Origin of the sequence: Acrocarpospora corrugata, from assembly GCF_009687845.1 — a bacterium.
GTDB classification, from domain to species: Bacteria; Actinomycetota; Actinomycetes; order Streptosporangiales; family Streptosporangiaceae; genus Acrocarpospora; species Acrocarpospora corrugata.
The window spans coordinates 56,175-77,490 of the sequence record NZ_BLAD01000069.1; the positions used below are offsets into that span (position 1 = coordinate 56,175).

At 68.7% G+C, this 21,316-nt stretch carries 21 protein-coding genes; 13 read left to right on the plus strand and 8 right to left on the minus strand.

All coding sequences use genetic code 11. The features are described from left to right. Positions 1-45: 45 nt before the first annotated feature. The 4 genes from Acor_RS27475 to Acor_RS27490 form a co-directional block, all read right to left on the minus strand. Complete coding sequence (locus Acor_RS27475; RefSeq protein ID WP_155339655.1) at positions 46-975, minus strand: LLM class flavin-dependent oxidoreductase; 930 nt, start codon at positions 973-975, stop codon at positions 46-48. Further along, complete coding sequence (locus Acor_RS27480; protein WP_308805693.1) at positions 945-1,562, minus strand: ABC transporter ATP-binding protein; 618 nt, start codon at positions 1,560-1,562, stop codon at positions 945-947. The genes Acor_RS27475 and Acor_RS27480 overlap by 31 nt, the downstream gene beginning before the upstream one ends. A gap of 87 nt (positions 1,563-1,649) precedes the next feature. Next, positions 1,650-2,351: an ABC transporter permease gene (locus Acor_RS27485; protein ID WP_218034517.1), complete on the minus strand. Its 702-nt coding sequence runs from the start codon at positions 2,349-2,351 to the stop codon at positions 1,650-1,652. 160 nt (positions 2,352-2,511) lie between these two features. Beyond that, complete coding sequence (locus Acor_RS27490; protein ID WP_155339695.1) at positions 2,512-2,805, minus strand: ABC transporter substrate-binding protein; 294 nt, start codon at positions 2,803-2,805, stop codon at positions 2,512-2,514. Positions 2,806-3,435: 630 nt separating this feature from the next. On the opposite strand from Acor_RS27490, the gene Acor_RS27495 reads away from it, so the two are divergent. The 4 genes from Acor_RS27495 to Acor_RS27510 all read left to right on the plus strand — a co-directional run bounded on the left by Acor_RS27495 (position 3,436) and on the right by Acor_RS27510 (position 8,812). After that, entirely contained in the window at positions 3,436-4,032 is a 597-nt protein-coding gene (locus tag Acor_RS27495) for a CGNR zinc finger domain-containing protein (RefSeq protein ID WP_155339656.1), read from the plus strand. 104 nt (positions 4,033-4,136) lie between these two features. Beyond that, positions 4,137-4,613: a cupin domain-containing protein gene (locus tag Acor_RS27500; RefSeq protein WP_155339657.1), complete on the plus strand. Its 477-nt coding sequence runs from the start codon at positions 4,137-4,139 to the stop codon at positions 4,611-4,613. 517 nt (positions 4,614-5,130) lie between these two features. After that, a complete protein-coding gene (locus tag Acor_RS27505) occupies positions 5,131-6,567 on the plus strand; it encodes a YcaO-like family protein (RefSeq protein WP_170317107.1) in 1,437 nt (478 codons plus the stop codon). A 112-nt stretch (positions 6,568-6,679) separates the two neighbouring features. Beyond that, the gene (locus tag Acor_RS27510; protein ID WP_170317108.1) at positions 6,680-8,812 is read left to right on the plus strand and encodes an NACHT domain-containing protein; all 2,133 of its coding nucleotides are present in this window, start codon (positions 6,680-6,682) and stop codon (positions 8,810-8,812) included. Between the two features lie 73 nt (positions 8,813-8,885). Here Acor_RS27510 and Acor_RS27515 read toward each other — a convergent pair whose 3' ends face one another. After that, a complete protein-coding gene (locus Acor_RS27515) occupies positions 8,886-9,479 on the minus strand; it encodes a neutral zinc metallopeptidase (protein ID WP_155339660.1) in 594 nt (197 codons plus the stop codon). Positions 9,480-9,632: 153 nt separating this feature from the next. On the opposite strand from Acor_RS27515, the gene Acor_RS27520 reads away from it, so the two are divergent. Further along, complete coding sequence (locus tag Acor_RS27520) at positions 9,633-9,773, plus strand: hypothetical protein (protein WP_155339661.1); 141 nt, start codon at positions 9,633-9,635, stop codon at positions 9,771-9,773. Then, entirely contained in the window at positions 9,770-12,733 is a 2,964-nt protein-coding gene (locus tag Acor_RS27525) for a hypothetical protein (RefSeq protein WP_170317109.1), read from the plus strand. The genes Acor_RS27520 and Acor_RS27525 overlap by 4 nt, the downstream gene beginning before the upstream one ends. Positions 12,734-12,744: 11 nt before the next feature. Here the strand turns inward: Acor_RS27525 and Acor_RS27530 are convergent, their stop codons facing one another. After that, complete coding sequence (locus Acor_RS27530) at positions 12,745-13,419, minus strand: winged helix-turn-helix transcriptional regulator (protein ID WP_155339663.1); 675 nt, start codon at positions 13,417-13,419, stop codon at positions 12,745-12,747. A 103-nt stretch (positions 13,420-13,522) separates the two neighbouring features. Here Acor_RS27530 and Acor_RS27535 point away from each other — a divergent pair, with 103 nt between their 5' ends. The 5 genes from Acor_RS27535 to Acor_RS27555 all read left to right on the plus strand — a co-directional run bounded on the left by Acor_RS27535 (position 13,523) and on the right by Acor_RS27555 (position 17,431). After that, positions 13,523-13,819, plus strand: coding sequence for a hypothetical protein (locus Acor_RS27535; protein ID WP_155339664.1), 297 nt, complete (start codon positions 13,523-13,525; stop codon positions 13,817-13,819). Between the two features lie 29 nt (positions 13,820-13,848). Beyond that, positions 13,849-14,262 (plus strand): SRPBCC domain-containing protein, encoded by a 414-nt coding sequence (locus Acor_RS27540; RefSeq protein WP_155339665.1) that lies wholly within the window; start codon positions 13,849-13,851, stop codon positions 14,260-14,262. 89 nt (positions 14,263-14,351) lie between these two features. Continuing rightward, complete coding sequence (locus Acor_RS27545; protein WP_155339666.1) at positions 14,352-16,472, plus strand: hypothetical protein; 2,121 nt, start codon at positions 14,352-14,354, stop codon at positions 16,470-16,472. A 96-nt stretch (positions 16,473-16,568) separates the two neighbouring features. Then, entirely contained in the window at positions 16,569-17,297 is a 729-nt protein-coding gene (locus tag Acor_RS27550; protein WP_155339667.1) for a hypothetical protein, read from the plus strand. Next, positions 17,294-17,431, plus strand: a complete 138-nt coding sequence (locus Acor_RS27555; RefSeq protein WP_155339668.1) for a hypothetical protein — start codon at positions 17,294-17,296, stop codon at positions 17,429-17,431. The genes Acor_RS27550 and Acor_RS27555 overlap by 4 nt, the downstream gene beginning before the upstream one ends. Here the strand turns inward: Acor_RS27555 and Acor_RS27560 are convergent. Further along, on the minus strand, positions 17,393-18,013 hold the full coding sequence (locus Acor_RS27560; RefSeq protein ID WP_155339669.1) for a TetR/AcrR family transcriptional regulator: 621 nt from the start codon (positions 18,011-18,013) through the stop codon (positions 17,393-17,395). The two genes, Acor_RS27555 and Acor_RS27560, sit on opposite strands and share 39 nt — an antisense overlap. 84 nt (positions 18,014-18,097) lie before the next feature. Between Acor_RS27560 and Acor_RS27565 the strand changes: the two genes are divergently transcribed. Further along, entirely contained in the window at positions 18,098-19,291 is a 1,194-nt protein-coding gene (locus Acor_RS27565) for an FAD-dependent monooxygenase (protein ID WP_155339670.1), read from the plus strand. A 22-nt stretch (positions 19,292-19,313) separates the two neighbouring features. On the opposite strand, the gene Acor_RS27570 is transcribed toward Acor_RS27565, so the two are convergent. Then, a complete protein-coding gene (locus Acor_RS27570; protein WP_155339671.1) occupies positions 19,314-19,997 on the minus strand; it encodes a TioE family transcriptional regulator in 684 nt (227 codons plus the stop codon). Between the two features lie 90 nt (positions 19,998-20,087). Here Acor_RS27570 and Acor_RS27575 point away from each other — a divergent pair, with 90 nt between their 5' ends. After that, positions 20,088-21,245: an erythromycin esterase family protein gene (locus Acor_RS27575; protein WP_155339672.1), complete on the plus strand. Its 1,158-nt coding sequence runs from the start codon at positions 20,088-20,090 to the stop codon at positions 21,243-21,245. Positions 21,246-21,316 lie beyond the last annotated feature (71 nt).

The following is a 21,316-nucleotide window of genomic DNA, read 5'->3' on the forward strand; positions in this document are numbered from 1 at the left end:
ATCGAGCAGGCCTGCCGCGAGTTCGGTAGCTGGCCGCAGCACGGGTCAGCGGGCGGCGGCGACATCGGCGCGGACGCCGGGGATGACCTCCTCGGCGAAACGGTGCAGGTGTTCGACAGTGGTCTGGCGGTCGCCAAAGACGAAGGTGTCGAAGCCGAACTCGAGGGCGACGTGGGTGAGCTGGTCGATCCACTGGTCGGCGGGGCCGATGAGTAAACCGTCGGATTCGGGTTGCAGCTTCTCGGCGATCGTGTTGTAGATACGGCGTACCGAACCTGGCGGCCGTCCGGCGGCCCGTATTTCGGCGTCGAGATGATCGACTTCCGGCTTGATCACGTCGGGGTCGATGGAGAGCATGCCGGGCAGCCAGCCGTCGGCGGCGTGCGCGGTGAGGCGGCGCAGGCGTGGCTTGATGGCGCCGATCCAGATGTCGAGGCCGGGGGAGGGCGCGGGGGGCAGGCTCGCCTCAGTCAGCTGGTAGTAGGCGCCCCGGTAGTTGCCGGTGGATTGGCCGGACCAGAACACTCGGGTCAATTCGATGGCCTCACGGATCCGGTCCACCGATTCCCCGGGCGTCCACTGCGGCCCCCCGATGGAGGCGATGCCAGGTTCGGCGCCGACGCCGAGGCCGAGATGGAAGCGTCCGGGCGCCAGCGCGTCCAGGGTGAGCGCCGCCTTGGCCAAGACGGCCGGGGGCTGGCGCAGCGCCAGCGACGACACCGCGGAGAACACCTCGATGCGGGAGGTGTGCCCGATGATCGCGGACATCAGGCTCCACTGGTCGAGGTAGTGACCCCAGTTGGGGTGGTCGGGCACGCCGATCAGGTCGTAGCCGAGTTCCTCCGCCACTCGGGCCTGGGAGAGGAGGGCGGGGCCTTCGCTTGACTTGGGGAACAGGAAGGTGCCGAAGGTCAGGTCGCGGTGTGGTGCGGGCAGGAGGGTTCCTACCGGGTCGATGAGGTGGTGGGGTGGCACACGCCGAGCAGCCCGAGAAGGTGGGCGCGGGCACGCCAGAAGCGGGGGTCCTGGCGGTCATGGGCGATCTCGCGGGTCTCCAGGTGCTCGTCGAGGCGGCCATCGCGAAGCACGACCACCCGGTCGGCCAGTTCGAGGGCCTCGTCGACGTCGTGGGTGACCAGCAGGACCGCCGGATGGTGGCGGCGGTGCAGTTCGCGTACCAGTTCGTGCATGTGGATGCGGGTGAGGGCGTCCAGAGCTCCGAACGGCTCGTCGAGCAGGAGTAGTTCGGGTTCGCGGACGAGGGCACGGGCGAGGGCGACGCGCTGGGCCTCGCCGCCGGAGAGGGTCAGCGGCCAGGCGTCCGCGTGGCCGGCCAGCTTGACCTCGCCGAGGATGGCGAGCGCTTGGGCGTGGCGCTGCCGGCGTGGCAGCCCGACCGAGACGTTCTGCCAGACTCGGCGCCAGGGCAGCAGGCGCGGTTCCTGGAAGACGATGGAGCGCCGTTCCGGCACTTCGACCGAGCCTTCGGTCACGGAGTCCAGGCCGGAGAGTGTGCGCAGCAGGGTGGTCTTGCCGCCGCCGCCGCGCCCGACGAGGGCCACGAACTCGGCGTCGCCGATGGTGAGCCAGGTTGTCCAGGACCAGGTGGGAGTCGAAGGCGCGGCTCAGCCCGCGCACGCCCACCGCCGTCATCGCGGCACCTTCCGCCAGGCCAGGAGGCGGGATTCGGTGAGCCGGACGACCACGTCGGTGAGGAGCCCGAGCGTGGCGTACACCACCACGACCACCATGATCGTGTCGGTCTGGAAGAGCGCCTGCGCGTTGCTGATCAGGTGGCCGAGACCTTCTTGGGCGTTGATCTGCTCGGCGACGATGAGCGCCAGCCAGCCGATGCCGAGCGAGTAGCGCAGCCCGGTCAGGACGGCGGGCATCGCGCCGGGCAGGATCACGGTGCCGATCAGCCGCGCCCGGCTCAGCCCGAACTGTTCGCCCATCTCGATCAGTCTTGGGTCGACGGAGCGTACGCCCGACATGGTGTTGAGATACATGGGCAGTGCCGTGCCGATCGTGATGATCAGGATCTTGGGTAGTTCGTCGACTCCGAACCAGAGCACGAACAGCGGCAGGGTGATCAGGAAGGGAATCGTCCGGATCATCTGGAGGGTGGCGTCGATGGCCTCCTCGACCAGCCGGGACAGCCCGACGGCGACGCCGAGCAGGAGGCCGGTGCCGAGGCCGAGGCGGCTCCGGTCACCACCCGCCGTAGCGAGACGCCGAGGTTCGAGGCCAGTTGTCCGTTCGAGGTCAGGTTCCGGAACTGCTTGGCGACCGAGAGCGGAGAGGGCAGGACATCGGTGGACCACCAGCCGGCTGAGCCGCCGGACTGCCAAAGAATGAGGAGCAGCAGCGGCACGGCAGACCGCCGGAGCACGCCGGGGACTCGGACCGGGAACCGCCGGCGCGGCCCGCCGGCCGCCGCGCTGAACGTGATCCGTCGTCGCTTTCGCGGGGCCGCCGTGGAGATGTTGAAGGAAGCGACGAGCGCGCCTTTCAGGATGGGGCCCCGTCGGCCAGGACCGGGAAACCCTTCGACTCGGCGACCTGCACGGTCGTCCCGAAGCCGGCGAGCGCGTCGACGCTGCCGCCGATGAGGGCGGTCAGGCCCTCCGCGGGCGCCAGCGGCACCGGCTCGATGTCCCGGAACGTCAGACCGGTGCTCTCCAGCTGCTTGAGCAGGAAGTACTGCGAGGTGGTGTTCGGGGTGAAGGCGACCTTCCGCCCTCGCAACTGCGCCACCGAGGTGAGGCCGGGCTTCGCGACCGTACGCTGCGGGCCGGGAGAGATTTTGAGCGTGCGCTGACAGGAAGTTCTGCTTGGCGCCGCCGCCGGCCAGCAACGCGTTCCCGACGCCGCTGCCCCGGCTGAGGTCGGCCGCGCCCGAGTTGACGGCGGAGGTCTGCGAACCGGCGTCCGGGTAGCTCTGGAAGCTCAGCTGGTACGGCGGATTGTCCAGCCCGGCCGCTTTGAGCAGGGTCTCGTCACTGCCGATGGCGGCCGGATAGGTGGCCACCCTCAGCGTCACGCTTGAGAGGTCCGCCGCCCCAGAGGAAGGGCCGGGGACTCCTCACCGACTGAGCCGCACGCGGCGAGTCCGACGACAAGGGCGGCCAGCATGGCAAGCCCACGGACGACCGAACGTCCGCACACGGTGCGAAGCATGAGAACTCCTTGAACTATACGGTCATGCCATCATCTATTGACTTAATATTCTAGTCAACAGGTAGGAAAAATGGGTTCTGGGATAAACTTCACATGTGTGAGCCCAGATAGCCCGGTGCATGGCCCGGCAGAGTAGCCTGAGGCCATGACGACGAGTCAGGGGTAAAGATCATGACGTGGCAACGAAGCACGAACAGTTCAGGCTCCCCGGAGGGCGGTACGGACCTCGCCGCAGGCCCTCGCCCGCTGCGGCGCATGCGAACCCCGGACCTCGCCGACGGGCCGGCCGGCGAGAACAAGCCCCACACCGGCGCCGGCTCGCTCTGCCTCGATTTCGTGGCTGTTCACGCAGAAGACGACGCGCTGGACTCACCGGACCTGCTCGGCGCGTGGCTCGCCGCCACCGGCCTCCCCACTCCGGCCGGTGGGCTGACGAGCGAGGACCTCCAGGCGGCCCGTCGGCTGCGAGCCTCGGTGGAGGCGGCGAGCCGCGCCCGCGTCGCCGGCGAGGACGCCGACGCCGACGACGTCCGATGCGTCAACACCTTCGCGGGTCACCGCACGCCGGTGTTCCTGCTTCGCCCCGGCGGTCGCCAGCGCGCGCTGGTCGAAGAGGCCGACCTCCTCGGCACCCTCTCGGTGATCGCCCGCGACACCATCCAACTGCTCACCGGCGCGAACCCGACAAGGCTGCGCGAATGCGCCCGCGCCGGATGCGGCCGGCTCTTCTACGACCGTTCACCCGCCGGGCGGCGGCGATGGTGCGCCATGAAGGGCTGCGGCGAGATGGTCGCCGCCGCCAGTTATCGGCAGCGACGCGCCGAGAAAGTGACCCCACCGACCACCGGCTGAGACGGCCGCCACCGTCCCGGCACCACCAAGGCCACCACCACCCAAGGCCACCACCCAAGGCCACCACCCAAGGCGACCACCCAAGGCGACCAAGAGGAGCGTCCATGACCACTCCAGACGATGGATTCCATCGGCGGCTGCACCACATCGTCCCCGCCGGCCTCTCCGGTCACACGGCCCAGACCGAGGGCATGCGCCGGGTGGAGGCGATCGCCGGCCGCACGGTCGGCTCGACGAACCTGTGGATGGGCCAGACCCATGTCGAGGCGGCGACGGGCTCCGCCAACCACCACCACGGCGTCTCCGAGACCGGGATCTACGTGGTCAGCGGCCACCCGGAGTTCGTCTTCCTCGACGAGACCGAGCAGGGAGCGGTCGAGCGACGCCTGCGCACCGGCCCCGGCGACTACATCTACGTGCCTCCGTGGGTGCCTCACCGCGAGGAGAATCCCGACCCCGACGAGGAGGCGGTTGTCGTGATCGCCCGTACCACCCAGGAAGCCATCGTGGTGAACCTGCCCGACCTGCGGTGGATCGGCCCCGTCGCCACCAGCGCCCGGCCGGACCCGCACGGTGGCTGACACACTTACTGACCGAGGGCTACGAACGACCTTCGGCCGCGGCGCGCATTCGACGGCTCTGACGCCATCGTGGCAGCTCGATCTCCTCCCGCGAAGGACTCGGCACCAATCCCTTAAATATGCAAATATGTCATCAAATGACGATTAATCCGCTCTTCTTGTTATTTATCGGGGTGCCGCTAGAATTAGGGGCAAATCGAAGGGGGAGTTGTCGTGGGAAATCACGTGGACTTTGTCTCGGCGGAGTCGCTGGACAGGCGGACGCAACGCCTGACCCGGGCCGAGCTCGAGCGACTGAATGAACTGTTGTTCATGCAGACCGACGATGGCGCGCGGTAGACCGCATCGGGATGATAGAGGCCCGGAATCTCGGTCGTGGGCTTGGGGGGGTGCCTCGAGCACCCATGGGCAGGGCTCTCGTGCTCGGGACTCCAGCGCTGGCAGGTCTGATGATTCGGGCTCCAATGCCGAGGGTGCCGATGCTCACCATCCTCATCCTCATCCTCATGCGCAGGGCGTGCCGCGCCGGGTGGAGGAGGTCCGCGCGTTCTGTGAAGTGGAGCGGACGGTGCCGGTGGGCGAGGCCCGGAGGCGGGCGGAGACGGCTGTGGCCGCGCTGGGCCTGCGGGCGGAGCTCGTGGACGTCGGCGGGGGTCGCGATCCGACCGCCTGGTGGTGCGGGCTGCACGACGGAGCGGGGGACGCCTCGCCGGTCGCGTGCGGGATGGGGAAGGGGCGCCCGGAGGAGGCCCGCGTGGGCGCCCTGTTCGAGGCCCTCGAGCACCACCTCACCGGCCCGGCCGGGTTCGACCCCGCCGCCGTGGAGCATGCCCCGCCCGCCGGGATCGCCGCTGGGCCGCTGAGCGAGGACGCCTACGCGCTGCTGCTGGCCCGGATGCCCGGCCGACGGATGGCCTGCCTGCGCTATCGCGCCCTCGGCGGGGGACGGGAGGTGCTGGTTCCGCTGTTCTTGTCCGCCCCTTGGTACGTCGAGACCGGCGCCGCGCGGCTGCGTGACCTGGCTGGGGACGACTGCGACTACGCCCATCTGATGCGCTACAGCTGCAACAGCGGCTCGGCCGCCGGGGTCACCGCCGCAGAGGCGCTGCTGCATGCTCTCAACGAGGCGATCGAGCGCGACGCACTGTCCCTGCTCCTGATACGAGCCTTCCTGGGCGACGGAGGAGGTCGGCTCAGGCTGACCGATCCCGATCCGGGCGGGGATGGAGGTCAGCCCAGGCTGATCGATCCGGGCCTGGGCAGGGGTGGAGGTCAGCCCAGGCTGACCGAGCCGGACCTGGGGGGAGGCGGGTTCCAGCTTAGGCTGGTCGACCCGGACACGCTTCCGCCCGGCCTCGCGCGGGCGTACACGACGGCGGAAGAGCTGACCGGATCATCGGTGCACCTGCTGGATATCACCAGTGGCATCGGGGTGCCGACCATGCTCGCGTACACGGCCCCCACATCGCGTCATCCGCATCGGCGCGGTGCGGGGACCTCGCTGAGCCCGGCCTACGCCGCCTGGCGCGCTCTCACCGAGCTCGTCCAGGTCACTCACGGCGAGAGCCTGCCGCCCTCCGGAGCTCCGGCGCACCGTGATCTGACCGGGCTGGCGGCGCATCCCGCGCTGCTCGCCTGCGGACGGTTCGACCTCACGGATCGCCTGCGCGAGGCGTGTGTGATCCCCTTCCCGCACACGACCAAGACGGCCGGGCGCCCGGGCGCTCAGTTGCGGAAGGTGGTCGCGATGCTGGCCGCGCGGGGGCACACGGCCTATGGCCGGACAGTGCGCGCCCTCCCCGGGGGAATCACCGCCGTGCATGTGATCGTGCCGGCCCTGGAGCGGTTCATCCTGATCACCGACGGCAACCTTGTGGTCCCCGGTCGCAGAGGGCAGGCCGCCGCGGCCAGGCGGGCACGCGCCTTGCCCGCGCCCGGGAGAGTTTCCGAATAGATGCCACCCAATTGGCGGCCCCTTCAATAAGGCGGCCAGTTTTCCGATTTACCGACCTTGCATTTAGAATTCTCTGCCCTGTTTTGATATGAAATATGCGCACAATGGGCTCATGTCTTCACGATATTGGCGGCAGAATCGCAAGGCCAAGGCGTCGGTGGCGCTGGGGGTTTTGCTCCTCGGCCTGTCCACCGTGTTCCTGATCGTGGCTCCGCAATTGCAGCAGGGCCTGGGAAAAACGGTCGGAACCGCCACGTTCGTAGCGGCGGCGGGCAGCGCGATGGCGCTGGGGAACAGCCTGATCCAGTTTCTGTCCTGGTGGCGCAAGCGCGGCGCGCCCGCGCCCGCGCCGACATCCGCCGATATCGGCAAAGCGAAGGACATTCTCGCGGGCATGGTGACCCAGCAGTGGCGCGACGAGACGATCCTGCGCTCGCTGTGCGATCCCGAGCCCATGCCGCTGCCCTGGCGCTCGACCGAGCGCCGCGAGCTCGTCGATCATCCCGAGATCATCGCCAAGGGCACGGTGGCCTTCCCGGGCCTGGACGTGCACATCGCGGACATGGCGCACAACTTCCGCGCGCTCCGCTGCCGCCGGCTGGTCGTGCTGGGCGGGCCGGGCACCGGGAAGACGACCCTGGCCGTGCAGCTGGTGCTCGAACTGCTGCGGACGCGGCAGCCGGAGGAGCCCGTCCCGGTGCTGGTGTCGGCCGCGCGCTGGGACGACCGTACCTGTCCGCAGTTGCAGGACTGGCTGGCGGCGAGCCTGGCGATGGACTATCCCGCGCTGCGCGCGGAGGGGCTCGGCCCCGACATCCCGGAGACGCTGGTGGCCCGCGGCGAGGTGCTGCCCGTCATCGACGGGCTGGACGAGCTGCCCGCCCACGCCCGCGCGGACATGCTCGCCGGGCTGAACCGGTCGATGTACGACACCGACCAGCTCATCCTCACCTGCCGTACGGCGCAGTTCGCCGAGTCCGTCCGGGAGATCAGCGACGTCCTGACGGCGACGGCGGTCATCGAACCGCAGCCCATGACTCCCGCCGCGGCGGCCGACTACCTGACGGCGTGCCTGCCTCCCGTGCCCCACGCCCGCTGGCCCCGCGTCCTGGAGGCGCTGCGCGCGGGCACCGTCCCGGCCCTGTCCGAGGTCACTTCGACATCCCTGGGGCTCTGGCTGGTTCGCGCCACCTATATCGCGCCGCGGGCGAATCCGACGCCGCTGCTGGAGCTGGGGCGCGGCAGCGCGGCCGAGCTGCACGACCATCTGTGCGACCAGCTCATCCCCGCCCTGATCAGCGCGCGCCCGCCCGCCGAGGCCCACCCCTTCCGGCCGCAGCACGCCTGGAGCGCGGAACAGGTCGGCCGCTGGCTCACGTACCTGTCCCAACAGCTCACGCGCAGCGTGGAGGACCCCCGGGACATGGCGTGGTGGCATCTGGCCCGGCACACGCCCTGCCGCCCGGTCCGGCTGTGGGCCAGCGTCGCGATCGGGGTCGTGGTCGGGCTGGCCTTCACGCTGCTGACCGGGATGCCGCTCGCCGGCGTGTGGACCGGCCTGCTGTCCGCGCTCGTGGTCATGATCATGATTGGATCCTGGTTCACCGAGTCGCCGGGGCACGCCGACTTCCAGCTTCGCGGCAGGCTCACCGAGCTCCTCCCCGTCCTCAGGGACGGGCTGATCGTCGGAGCCCTGGGTGCGATCGTCGGCTGGCTCATGGCGAGCCCGCTGGGAGGCACGAAGGTCGGCCTGGAGGCCGCGAGGGACATCGGCCTGCTGTCCGGCGTCGGGTTCGTCGTCGTGCTCAGCCTGATCCGCTGGGTCGAGCGCCCCACCACCGCCGCGACCGCGAGATCCCCGCGCTCGACCTGGCAGGCCGACCGGAACCTGACCGTCATCCGGATCGTCAGCGGGCTCGTGGTCGGGCTCATGGGGGGAGCCATCGGGCTGAAGGCACAGCTCAGCCCGAGCCTGGCGATCGTGGGCGGACTGCTGCTGGGACTGCTGTTCGGGCTGATGCTGGGGCGCCACCACGCCTGGCTGGCCTACACGCTGACGATCCCCCGCCTGGCCACCAGGGGGAGGATGCCGCTGCGGGCGATGGACTTCCTGGACGACGCACACCGCCTGGGCTTGCTGCGCACCGAGGGGCCGTACTACCAGTTCCGGCACATCGAGTTGCAGCACCATCTCGCGCGCGGGCGCTATGAGACGCACGGGGAGGAGCCACGGCCGCCGTCATGAGATCAGCCTGAAAGCAGTTGGAGCGGCTGACGCTTTCCCGCTGCCGGCGTCAGCCGCTCGGACTATCCGGAAACTAGGCGACCTTCGCCGAAGCCGCCGTCCAGGTGTTGCAGGCGCCGGGCTTGCTGGCCTGGTAGCCCTTCTTGGTCCAGTACAGGCGGTTGGCGGGTTTGCCGTTCCACTTGAACCTGGAGTACTCGCGTGGCTCCATGCCGGCGATCAGCGGCGTGAAGTCCTTGATTTTCCGTCCCAGGCTTTTGGCGGAGACTCCGGCCAGGCAGTCGGCCTGCAGGTAGAAGCGGCGCGTCTGCTCCTCCGTGTCGTTGCCGGTTCTGTCGTTGGGCAGTGCCCACCAGGCTTGGCCGATGCCCGTCTGGCCCTGGACGAGGCCGCTCCACGCCCGCGTGACAGCCGCGAACGCCTTCAGGTCGGTCTTGGACTTGATCCAGTCGGCGGCCAGCCGTACTTCGATGGTCCGGCCGCAGATCTCGGCGAAGGAGCCGGCGATCTCCTCTCCGGTGGCACAGGACTCCTTGTCCGTTTTGAACTTGACCGCCACTGGCTGGAAGTCGTCGATCGTGCCCTTCCAGGCCGAATTCAGGCAGGAGATGAGCTTCTTGACGTATTTCTCGGCCGAGGACTTGGTGGGTTCTTGACGGCGTCGCACCGGACCTTGGGTAGCACGCCCTTCTTGTAGAGCTTGTTGTGGGTCAGTTCGGGCGCGCCTTTGACGGGAGAGGCGTGGGCCGCGCCGGAGACCAGGACGAGGCCTGCCACAGCGGTGCCCAGTAATCGCGTGATCATGAGATCGGAGAATAGCGTGACGGTCGTGCCGCCGGCAGGCAACGGTATGTCCGTCTGTGGTGTGATCGTCTTTATCGCGCGTTGGAAATCTCAGCTCATTCAGCTTGGTGTGAGAATTGCAGGAACGGTTTCCGGATTTGGCGCGTTTGAGTGGTGAGTCGTGTGCAGGGAGGGTGGCGTATGAGACGGGATTCGCCGCGCAGGAAGAGGCGAACCAGGTTATCCGAACAGGCCACCGTCGTACTTCATCTGGAAGGATTGGCGGGTGGCTCTGGAAATGGCCGCAAAAACCCTTCTCTGTCTCCCGTAGATCTTGAAACCCTGCGGCCAGCCCCGCCTTCCCAAAAGGAGGATTGGCGGTGGCGCCGGTCGAAAGGGATCCTCGTGGTCGTGCTTGGGCTCGCGGTCATCGCGGGCCTCGGCGTGGTCGTAGGGAACGACGGGGGTGGCGATTCCACGAATGACGTCTCCGCGAACGGCCTTGGGCCGGCTGCCTCGGTGGGCGGCTTGGTGGCGGTTCCCACGGAACGCCGGAGGATAATCATCGACCTGGGGGAGGCCACCAAGCACGCGGCCAAAATCATGGTCGGCGGTGTGGTCGAGGATCTGTCCACCGAACCTGCCGCCGGAACGTCGGGGCATCCGTGGGCTGACATCGACATCGCCCAGAACACCGGGGGCCTCGCGGTAATCCTCACCCAGTCCGGTAATCCGTTCGCCACCGTACCGGTCTGGTCGCTGCCGGGTCTCACCCCGCAGAGTTTCGTCGCGGACTGTGGTGCGGCCAGTATCGGTCAGACGCTGCTGAGTCCCTGGGCGGCCAGGCCGGACGCGCTGTCGGTCAGTTTCATCAACACGCTGGCCCGTAGTGAGCCCACGTCGTCGGTGCTGCTCGACCATGCCGAACGGTTGTGTACGCGCATCGCCCTGAACCCAGACGCCGACGGCACGCCGCCACCCCCCGCCGAACTCAGAGCCCAGGCCAAACTCCTCTGCGCGCTGGATGGGCGGATGGCGGACATCAGGGCCGCGATCGACTCCGGGGAGCGACCGGCGACGACCGGGACCAGCACCGAGTGCCCGGCGATCCAGTCGCGCGGAGGCGCCCTGAGCGAGCCGAACCGCGACGCCGCGACGCACTCCGTGACGAGGGAACCGGATATCGAAGCGTGTGATCTCCCCATGTGGCGGTTCAATGACACGAACCCGGCGGGGACCTCACCGTTCATTGTGTGTTCCGACGGCGTCACCAACAGGGTCGTCAATCGAAGTCCCGCAGTGGCGTTCTTCTACGAAAGCGGAAAACCTCCGGCCAAGCCGCTCGGTGCGGTGCCGGGGGAGGTCATTTCTGTGCCGAATCTCGAAAAGATCGCCTTGGCCATCCTCGTCGATGTCGGCCGGTTGGTGGTGCGCGGCGTGAAGGCGGTGGGTTGCACAGTGCTCGGCTGGTTCGGCATATCTTTCGCGCCGTGCCAGAATCCCGACGCGCTCACCGAAAGTCAGGTCGCGAAGCTGTTTGAGATCATCCGCCCAGGCGGTGCGAAGTTCACCGGACCACCGCGCTACTACTCGGTCGCCTGGGGCGATGCGGCGGGTGTCCCGGCGGGACTCGATATCAGGAGACCTGAGGCGTACAGTCACGCGCTGACGTTTCTCAATTACGCCGTTCTGCCGGTCCTCGGCATGGTCCTGAATCGTGACGTCGTTCTCGACCTGTCCTCGATCGACAGCCCGGAAAAGCAGGTGCTGCTCGACCAGCTCGCGGGGCATGTCTCGGCCGCGGAGGGCAACGATCTGGAGTTCGTCGTGAACATGGCGAAAACGATTCTGACGAACCCGGAGTTGCTGGCCAAGTTCGTCGTCGTCTTCTTGCCGTCCTTGGTGACCGGAGGGACGGACGCGGTCAGGTGGCTGCGCAGGACCTTCGGCTATCTCAAGAAACTGCCCGTTCTCGGGTACATAGACCTGGCGGCGCAGGTGGTGGGCTTGGTGTCGAACTCGGTCGAAATGGTCATCAGCCTTGTCCGCCTGTCGAAGGTCGGCTCGTATCCGGCATATGTCTCGTGGCCGAGTTATATGACGGGGGAGGAGGCGTCGGCGCTTCCGGTGGGGACTTGCGTTCCGCCGGCGTCTGGTGCCGCGCTTCCCGTGAACGCGGTGAGGCTCCCCGCCTGCCTGCTGCCCGTGGACGCTGATCTAGACGGTGATCGTGTCCCTGAGCGGCTGGTCCTGTGGAGTGACGCCGGCGCTCCGATGGGCGGAGCCGCGTACCTGGCCGACGGGCGCATCCGCGCCTGGGCTCTGGCGTCGCCTTCCCTGCCGGGGGCGGGCCGGCTCTCGGCGGCCGTCAGACGGTTGGACGATTCGCCGCGACAGCAGGTCAGCGTCGACATGGGCGGCGCGGCGGTGCTGGTGGGCCTCACTCGCGAGGGCGCCCTGCAGGCGATCCGTTACGGCGACGGCCACAACCAGGGCAGGGTCTTCGGGATTCCGCCCGCGCACGACGCGCATCACACCGGGTGTGTCTCGGATGGAACGAGGCGGCTGCTCGTGACGACGATCACCAATCCCGCGAAACCATCCGGAGCGCGTGTGGCGTCCTTCTACTATGCCCTCGATTCGGGTGACCTGACGCTGCGGATGGTCAACTACAACGGCGCCTACACCGGCCAGCCGGGACGGTTCCAGGGGGTGGACTGCGCTCAGGAACAGGTACCCCACGTCAGGCTGCCCATCGCGATGGCTCCTGACAGCGGCGGGCCGCTCCACCATGAACTGCAGGCCGCCCGCGCGGTCGAGATGCTCATCGACGCGGCGTACGCGGGTGACGCCGGTCAAGCGGCCGCCCTTCTCGGCGGGATCCTGCCGGTGCCCGGATTCGACGCGTACAGCCTTGGCGTGTGGACCGTACTGCACCAGAACGCCTCGGCTCTCGCCGAGGCATCGGAGACCCCAGCCGCCTGCGCGCAGCGGATCCGGCGGGTCGAACAGCCGTTCCTGTACTGCGTGGTCCAGAACGCCGGGGGAGCCTGGGACTTTCGGGTGGCCAGCACCGGCGACAACTACGTGGTCGTGGCGGCTTCGCATCGGACATGGCCACCCGTCGAGCACGCGTAAAGGGCGTCCAGTCACGCCTCCAGCGTGGGAAAGGCGAACAGCCTGATCAGGCGCGGCAGCCCGGAGGCGTCGCCATCGAGGGTGACCGCGCCGGTCGTGACCGCCTCGGCGGGGGTGAGGCGGCGCGTCAGGAGCTGGTGCAGGGTTTCGTCGTCGGTGGTGAGGACGAGGTCGGCGTGGTCGGGTGCGCCGGCGGTGATGGCGAGGCTTGTGCCCTCGGCCCGGACCGTGAAAGGGCCGTCGCTCAGGCGTAGTTCCCATGTCGTCGGCCGGGCGACCCGCTGGGTGTCGTCGTGGAAGGCGAGCATCCCGGAGACGAGCCAGCGCGAGCGGGAGGCGACGTCGGGGGGCAGGCTGCCCATGCTCTTGGTCCCCCACCGGCCCAACGCCAGCAGGATCGGCTCAAGCTCGCGGCCGTACGCGGTGAGTTCGTACACCGTAGCTCGGTCCGGCAGGGGCAGCAGCCGCCGATGGAGGACGCCCAACGCCTCCAGATGCTTGAGGCGGGCCGTCAGCGTGTTGGTGCCGATGCCCGGCAGCCCCTCGGCGAGGTGGCCGAACCGCAGCGGGCCGAGCAGCAGGTCGCGCAGGACCAGCAGCGTCCAGCGGTCACCGACCACGTCGAGGGCGGTGGCGATGCCGCACAGCTGGGCGTAGCTGCGCGCCATCGTGACGTGCGAAGACATGCTGCGATCATAACATTGCGCTTAACAAAGGCAATTTCCCTTGCGAAACGCAAGTCTACTGCTAGATTTTGTGTGAACCTCTGACTGGGATGTGAGATCGCATATGAACGTGGTCGTCCGCTACCGAACCCGGCCCGACGCGGCCGAGGAGAACGCTCGCCTGATCGAGGAGGTCTTCACCGCGCTCGCCAAGATCGCGCCGAGTGACTTCCGGTACACGGCCTACCGCCTCGCCGACGACGTCACCTTCGTGCACGTCGCGCATCATGAGGGAGGCGACAACCCGCTCGCGGCGCTGCCCGAGTTCGCCGAGTTCCAGCGCGACCTGGCCCAGCGGTGCGTCGAACCGCCGGCGCCCAGTCCGGCGACTATCGTCGGTTCGTACGGGTGGACCTCCTGAGCCGGTCCGGTCGGGACGTAGGAATCGACATGCGCTCGTACGAAGCGAGCTCCCTCATCGGAGCGACGCCTGAGAAAGTCTGGACCCTGCTCACCGACATCGCCGCCTGGCCCGGCTGGGACTCGGGTGTCACGAAGGTCGACGGCCGACTCGCGCTGGGGGAGAAACTGTCCATCGCGGTTGAGGCCAACCCCGGCCGTGCGTTTCCCGTCAAAGTGGTGGAACTGACCGCGCCCGAGCGGATGGTGTTCGCCGGCGGCATGCCATTCGGCCTGTTCACGGGGCGGCGCACGTACACGCTCGTGCCCGAGGGCGCGGGAACCCGGTTCACCATGCGCGAGGAATACACCGGACCACTGGCCGGCCTGATCTTCAAATCGATTCCCGACCTGGGCCCGTCATTCCGCCAGTTCGCCGAAGGGCTCAAGCGGCAAGCCGAATAGACGCGGTGGCGGGCCAGCCCCATTGATGTCCTCGGGCTTGGGTGGGAGGCTCGGGCGGTCTCATATTCTCGGCACGCAGGGGGATCCTGATGGCGGCCGTCGCGTGGACCGGACTCGGCAGTCCTGGTGAGGTCCGGTGGGCGGGGGCGACCCGCGACGCCACCGTCATCGCCGTCGGCACCGCCGGCGGCCACCTTTATCTTCGCCGGCGTACGGACGGAGGGTGGCGGTGGGAGCGTGTCGGCGCGACGCCGACCGCCGAGGAGGTGCTCGACGCGGCCCTGATCACCACCGCTGAGGGTCTCTTTCCGGTGGTGCTCGGCGGCGACCTGAAAGCCTGGCTGTACCGGACGGGGGAGTGGATCGGCCTGGCCGGCCCGGCCCCGGAGCCGGGTGCGCCCCCCATCGTGGCGGGTGGCGAGATCGTCGCGAGCACCAACGGCCAACTCCGGCACACGCTCGTGGTCGGCAGCGCGGCCGGGCGGCCGTGGATGCGCCAGGGCGTGGACCCCGACGGCATCTGGTTCCGGATCACGTCCGACGACGACTGGATCGCGCTGGAACTGGACACGGCGTTCGCGTCCGTCGCGCCAGGGGCGGCGGCGCTGCAGCACATCTTCGCCCGGGTCCAGGACCGGGAGACCTTCCAGAACCTGCTCCGGATCGGCGTGCTGGAGAACTCGGTCTGGACCTGGGTCGATCCGGGCGGGCCGGCGCCCAACGGCCAGAACATCGTCGTCGTCTCGGCGGGCGGCTTCCGCGACGGCGGCGGGCGGCTTCAGGCGTGCGCCATCCTGGGCACGGGAGATCCGACCACCATCAGCATGGTCATCGGCTCGGGGCGTGACTGGCGGTGGGCCGAACTCGGGGCGCCGCCCGGCTCTGGCGGAGTCGGCGCCGCCGTACTCGCGGCCAAGAGCCCCGACCCTCAGCCCGGTGACGAGCCCGTCGTCGTGGCCCGCAGTGGCCACAACATCTGGACGCGTGCGCTGACCGGCGCCTGGAGGGATCTCGGCACGACGCCGGGCGACGCGGCGGTGGTCAGCCCGACCGCCGCGTACGAGATCGCCGTGGACGGCCAGCGACGGGTGTGGAGCACCGGCGTGTCGTGGGACTCCGACCTGTGGACCTTCGAATCCGACAGCGGCGGCGTGCGGTGGGAAGCTCACGGCTGCCCCGGCGCAGTGGTCTCGGTGGTCGGCTCCTACACGGACGCGCCCGAGCCTGAGACCTGGGACCTCCCGATCGCGGCGCACGTCATCGACGAGCACGGCGGGCTGTGGCACTGCCGGGTGTGGGGAAACCCGGCCGAGGGCTTCTACGACACCTCCAGTTCCTGGATTTATCACGGCATACCCGCCCCGGGCGTCACCTGCGCCAAAGGTGTCGGGGTGCACACCATTCGCGGGGGAAGCCGGCAGCCCGCCTGGGCGTTCGTGGTCGGCAGCGACGGGCGGTTATGGGCGAGTACGGCTGCCGCGGGCGGCTGGACCTGGGTCGACCACGGCGCTCCGGCCGGCCGGTCGATCAAGACCGGCGTGCCGCCGGTCGCGGCCCGGGGGGAGGAGCCGATCGTGCACGTGCTGGCCGACGACGGGCGGCTCTGGATGCGCTCCCGGGTCGGAGGCGAGTGGCGCTGGACCGACCGGGAGACCCCGGCGGGCCAGCTGATCTTCGCGGTTCTGGGCGCGGCCGTACTGCCGACGGGCCGGCTGCCGGTGGCAGCCGCCGTCACCGGAGACGGCCACCTCTGGGTCAACGTCCCCGACGGCGACCTGTTCCGGTGGACCGACCTGGGCACCCCGACCGCCAACGAGAGGATCGCCGCCGGGATCGGCGTCGACGTCCTCCCCGGCTCTTCCGCGCTGGACATCGTGGCCGTCGGCTCGCCCAGCGGGCAGGCGTGGAGCCTGCGGTGGACACCCGGGGCGGCGCCGCGGTGGACGGCGCTCGGCCGTCCCGCCGACGCCCGCATCCGCGACGCCGTCGGCACCATGCCCGACCCCGCCGGTTGCCTGGTCGCGGTCATCGGCTACGACCAGCAGGTCTGGGTGACGTCCTCGGCGGGCGGGGGGTGGACTCGCTGGGACCCGCGGTCCGACGAGGACACGGTGGCCAGCGGGAAGGCGGCGATCCTGCTGGGGGCACTGCCTTGCGCGACGGTCCTGAACAAGGAAAGGCGCGTGCACGTCGTGACGCCGAAGCGCTAGCCGCGTGCGGGCCTGATGGATAGGCTCCTCCTTCGCTTGTTGATCACTACGGCACCGTGGGGCGCTCTGTCGCCTTGTCGGTAAGGAGATTTGGCCATGCGATGGCTCGTCCCTCTGGTCACGGCCATGTCGGTCGTATTGACACCGGCAGCCGCCTCGGCGACGGAGCGACGGCCGGATCCCGTTGCGGCGCTCAAGAAACAATTGGTCAGCGGGCATGGCGTCAAAGTCGTGGAGCGGCGGTGGACGTACATCGACCACAAGTTGTCCCGGCACATTGACTGGATCGAGGGTGTGCTCCAGTTCAACCGTGGCGGCGTCGCCGGATATGAGGTCAGGGTCAAGTCGGGGCCGCAGGCAGGGCGGATCCGTACGATCGCCATCGGGCCTTACGCTTATCAGTCCGGGGGAGCTGTCACCAAAGGTAAGACTTGGCGTCGAACCGCCAGTAAGCCGGGCCGCCGCAGTCCATTCCTCACCCAGATGATGATTGTCGAACCCGCCACGCTCAAGGCTGTGCTCGCGACGACCACGCATTTCCAGAGCGGCGTCTACCGGGGCACCATCTCTCTCGGCAAGTTGTACGCCGTGTCGCCGTCCTATCGAGGCGACACCGCCAACCGGCCCGACGCGCGAGAAGCCGAGTTGACCGTCAACTGGATGATGCACACGAACAAAGTCGGCCTGCCGACCCTCCTGGTCACCAAACTGGCCGACCCCGAGAACGACCTGGGCTATACCAATAGAAACAGCGAGATCGTCTTCACGTTCTGGGGAAAGCAGGTCAACCTGGTTCCCCCGCCCCCCGGCAAGATAGAGAAATGAGGGGCCCGAACCTGCGCGCGGACGTGCCCGCCACCGGCCTCTACTTCCCGGCGGAAGGCTGCTGGGAGGTCACCGGCCGAATTGGCACGACCCGCCTAATCTTCGTCACCTACGTGACCAAGACCGCCGTTTAGACCGTCAGGCCCCCGCCCGGCCGTGATCGTGTGCAGCGCCTGGACGAGGTCCTGGGCGGAAGGGGCGTTTTCCGGATCGACCAGCCACTGGGTTGCCAGCCCGCCCAGTAGCGCCTGGTAGAACGCGCCGACGGCCATCGCCTTCTTCTCGTCGGCGGCCGGGTCCAGGTTCTCCAAGAGCGCCGCCAGCCCCAGCCGGGCCTGCCGGTTCGCGCCCGCGAAGGACTCGCGCAGTTCCGGCAGGCGGTCCATCTGCGCGATGAGCTCGAACTGGATCGCCCAGAGGGGTCTGAGCGTGATGTAGGACTCGATGATCCGCGCCCAGGTCGCCTCGAACCGCTGCAGGGGGGTCGCGCCGGGTGGCGCCTCGGCGACGAGGGCGCGCTCGATCTCCGTGCCCCATTCCTCCATCGCCTCGATGAGGGCCGCGTTGAGCAGCGCCTTCGTCGATCTGAAGTGGTAGCCGATGGAGGCGAGGCTGGTGCCCGACGCGGCGGCGATATCGCGAGCGGTGGTTCCCGCGTATCCCTTCTCCATCAGGCAGCGCTTCGCTCCGGCGAGCAGATCTTCCCGATTTCCCATGCTCACAAGCCTAGCGGATAGCAGTACAAATGTCTTGGACAAACGTCCTAGACAAACGATTGAGACGTTTGTACAGTCGGTGGCATGGCAGACATCCTGATCTCCGGTGGGAGCGTCGCCGGGCCGGCGCTGGCCTTCTGGTTGCGGAAGTACGGGTTCAACCCGACCGTCGTGGAGCGCGCGCCCGCACTGAGGGACGGCGGCTACAAGATCGACATTCGAGGGGCTGCCCTTGAGGTCGTCGAACGCATGGGGCTTCGGGACGAGGTGGAGCGGTGCGGCACCGACATGCGGATCGCGCGGTTCGTCGACGTGAACGGCAAGCAGGTGGGGACCATGAGCGCCCAGCTGTTCGGCGGCCGTGAGGGTGACGACGTCGAGATCATGCGCGGGGACCTGGCCCGGATCCTGTATGACGCGACCAAGAACGACGTCGAGTACGTCTTCGACGACTCCATCACCGCGCTGGAGGAGACGGCCGACGGGGTACGGGTCACCTTCGAGAACAGTCCCCCGCGGATGTTCGACCTCGTGGTGGGCGCCGACGGGCTGCACTCCAATGTCCGGGCGCTGGCCTTCGGTGAGGAGTCCCCGTTCATTCATGACCTGGGGCACTACATCTCGATTTTCACGGTTCCGAACCATCTCGGTCTCGACCGTACCGAGATGATGCACCCGGCCCCGGGCAAGAGCATGGGGATGTACAGCACCCGGCAGAGCGCCGACGCCAAGGCGATGTTCCTCTTCTCTTCGGCTCCGCTCGCTTACGACCGCCGGGACGTCGCCCAGCAGAAGAAGCTGCTCGCCGAGGTGTTCGCCGGCCAGGGCTGGGAGGTCCCGAGGCTCCTCGACGCCATGGCGGACGCGCCGGACTTCTATCTCGACTCGATCAGCCAGGTGCGCATGGATGGCTGGTCCTCCGGCCGGGTGGTCCTCGTCGGTGACGCCGCGTACGGGCCCTCACCCGCCTCCGGCCAGGGCACCAGCCTGGCTCTGGTCGGCGCCTACGTCCTGGCGGGCTCCCTCGCCGCCGCGGGGGGCGACCATCGGGCCGGGTTCGCCGCGTACGAGAGCGACCTGCGCCACTTCGTCGAGGAGAACCAGAAGCTCGCCGCGAACAACCTCAAGGGCATGGTGCTGAAAACGGCGGGACAGATCCGGTTCCAGATGTTCATGCTGCGACTGATGCCGCATCTGCCGGGGAAGAACAGAATGATCAAGCAGATCACCGAGCCGATCCGCAAGGCCGCGACCGCGATCACGCTCAAGGACTACTAGGAAGCTCCGGCAAGAATCGGCCTCAGGGCTGGCGGGCTCGGAGATACGCGTCCAGGTCGGCGGCGCCCTTGAGCATGGCGCGGCCCCGGCCGGACAGGCGGGTCTGCCAGTCGCGCAGGGTCGACTCCAGCGGGGCGACGCCTCCGGCGGAGCGGACCTGAGCGATCAGCGGGGCGATCTGCTCCAGCAGGTAGCCGCCCCGCCTGAGCTGATGGGCCAGCCGGACATCCCGTACGTCGGCCGAACTGTAGATCCGGTAGCCCGTCTGCGGATCGCGGCGCGGCCGGACCAGCCCGGCGTTCTCCCATTTGCGCAGGGTGGCAGGGCGGAGGCCGAGCCTCCTGGCCAGGGGGCCGATGAACGTGTCGCCGCGCTCCTGCGGCACGGGCGCCAGATCGCGGAGCGCGGCTTCGACGGCCTGGAGGATGCGGCGGTCGTCGAGGAGCTGGCCGTGGCTCTCGTCGATGAGCAGCAGCGCGTCCTCGGTGGCACCCCGGTTGACCGCCTGCATGATCGAGGTGGCCGTCTGGTGGCCGTGCCCGGGCAGGAGGGCGAGGAACGCGCGCAGGGCTTGCGCGTGCAGCGGCGTGTAGGTGCGATAGCCGTGGACGGTGCGTTCGGCGGCGGGCAGGATGCCGGCCTCCTCGTAGTTCCTGATCGCCTGAGTGGACAGGCCGTGCTCGCGCGCCAGGTCCACCGGCCTCATGGATGCACCACCGATTGAAGGTCTGTCGCGAGAAAAGCAGGGATTTCACGGCAAAGTTTACATCGAAAGTTCAACGATACCGTTGAAGGTATGGAAATCAAGAACACGGCCCGGCAGCTCGATGGCGCGGGAGTCTCGGCGTTCCTCCGGTCGCTTCCCGCCAAGCCTCTGCTGCTCGGCCTGGGCGAGGCCAGGCACTTCGTGGGGGAGCTGGGCGAGTTGCGCAACGAGATCTTCCGGCATCTGGTCGAGCACGAGGGCTACCGGTCGTTCGCCGTCGAGAGCGACTGTCTGCGGGGCGTCGTGGTGGACGACTACGTCACGATGGGCGCGGGCACGCTCGATGACGTCATGGAACGCGGCTTCAGCCACGGCTTCGGCGCGTCGCCGGGCAACCGCGAGCTTGTGCGCTGGATGCGCGCGTACAACGAGGAACATGACGAAAAGCTCCGGTTCTACGGCTTCGACGGCCCGCTGGAGTACTGGGCCGAGAGCCCGCGCCAGGCGCTCACCGCCCTCTGCACCTTCCTCGACGGCCCGCTCCCCTGCACCGGGGAAACCCTCGACGAACTGCTCGGCCCGGACGACCGGTGGGCGAACGAGGCCACGGCCATGGATCCGTCCCAGTCGATCGGCCAGTCCGCCGACGCCCAGCGGCTGCGGCTGCTCGCCGACGACCTGGTGGCGCTGCTCGACACTCAGGCGCCGCGGCTGAGCGCGAAAGACCGTGAGCGGGCGGCACTGTACGGGCGTACCGCCGTCGGCCTGCTCCGCTACCACTCCTGGATGGCCGACACGTCGCCGGCACGGTGGACCCGGCTGTCGGCCCAGCGGGACGCGATGATGGCCGCCAACCTGCGCGCCGTCGCCGAGCAGGGCCCCGCCCTGGTCTTCGCCCACAACCTCCACCTGCAGCGGAACCAGAGCTTCATGCGGTTCGGCGACCAGACGCTGGAGTGGTGGAGCGCGGGGGCGATCACCGGAACGCATTTGGGTGACCGGTACGCCTTCCTGGCCTCGGCCCTCGGCACGGTCGGCGCCGACGTCCCGCCCCCGGACACCGTCGAGGGCATTCTGTCGGCACTCCCGTGGGACCACTCGCTCATCGACGCCCGCCGCCTGGCCGAGGCCATCACGAAGCCCGCCCCGCGCGTCTCCCAGGATTTCCGCTATTTCCCGCTGGACCCGGCCCAGCTCGACCTGATCGATGGCGTCGTCTTCCTCAAGCAGGCTGTCAGGCTGGATTGACAGCCGACACGCGCACGCATCAATCCTCAGAACTGCCTGGAGACCCCTCGGGTAACATCTGCCGTGCGAGT

Bases quoted from the DNA above. Each gene is read 5' to 3' on its own strand.
- Acor_RS27495 (WP_155339656.1), top strand. From the start codon at position 3,436: ATGCGAACCCCGGACCTCGCCGACGGGCCGGCCGGCGAGAACAAGCCC.
- Acor_RS27500 (WP_155339657.1), top strand. From the start codon at position 4,137: ATGACCACTCCAGACGATGGATTCCATCGGCGGCTGCACCACATCGTC.
- Acor_RS27510 (WP_170317108.1), top strand. From the start codon at position 6,680: ATGTCTTCACGATATTGGCGGCAGAATCGCAAGGCCAAGGCGTCGGTG.
- Acor_RS27530 (WP_155339663.1), bottom strand. From the start codon at position 13,419: ATGTCTTCGCACGTCACGATGGCGCGCAGCTACGCCCAGCTGTGCGGC.
- Acor_RS27535 (WP_155339664.1), top strand. From the start codon at position 13,523: ATGAACGTGGTCGTCCGCTACCGAACCCGGCCCGACGCGGCCGAGGAG.
- Acor_RS27540 (WP_155339665.1), top strand. From the start codon at position 13,849: ATGCGCTCGTACGAAGCGAGCTCCCTCATCGGAGCGACGCCTGAGAAA.
- Acor_RS27545 (WP_155339666.1), top strand. From the start codon at position 14,352: ATGGCGGCCGTCGCGTGGACCGGACTCGGCAGTCCTGGTGAGGTCCGG.
- Acor_RS27550 (WP_155339667.1), top strand. From the start codon at position 16,569: ATGCGATGGCTCGTCCCTCTGGTCACGGCCATGTCGGTCGTATTGACA.
- Acor_RS27555 (WP_155339668.1), top strand. From the start codon at position 17,294: ATGAGGGGCCCGAACCTGCGCGCGGACGTGCCCGCCACCGGCCTCTAC.
- Acor_RS27560 (WP_155339669.1), bottom strand. From the start codon at position 18,013: ATGGGAAATCGGGAAGATCTGCTCGCCGGAGCGAAGCGCTGCCTGATG.
- Acor_RS27565 (WP_155339670.1), top strand. From the start codon at position 18,098: ATGGCAGACATCCTGATCTCCGGTGGGAGCGTCGCCGGGCCGGCGCTG.
- Acor_RS27570 (WP_155339671.1), bottom strand. From the start codon at position 19,997: ATGAGGCCGGTGGACCTGGCGCGCGAGCACGGCCTGTCCACTCAGGCG.
- Acor_RS27575 (WP_155339672.1), top strand. From the start codon at position 20,088: ATGGAAATCAAGAACACGGCCCGGCAGCTCGATGGCGCGGGAGTCTCG.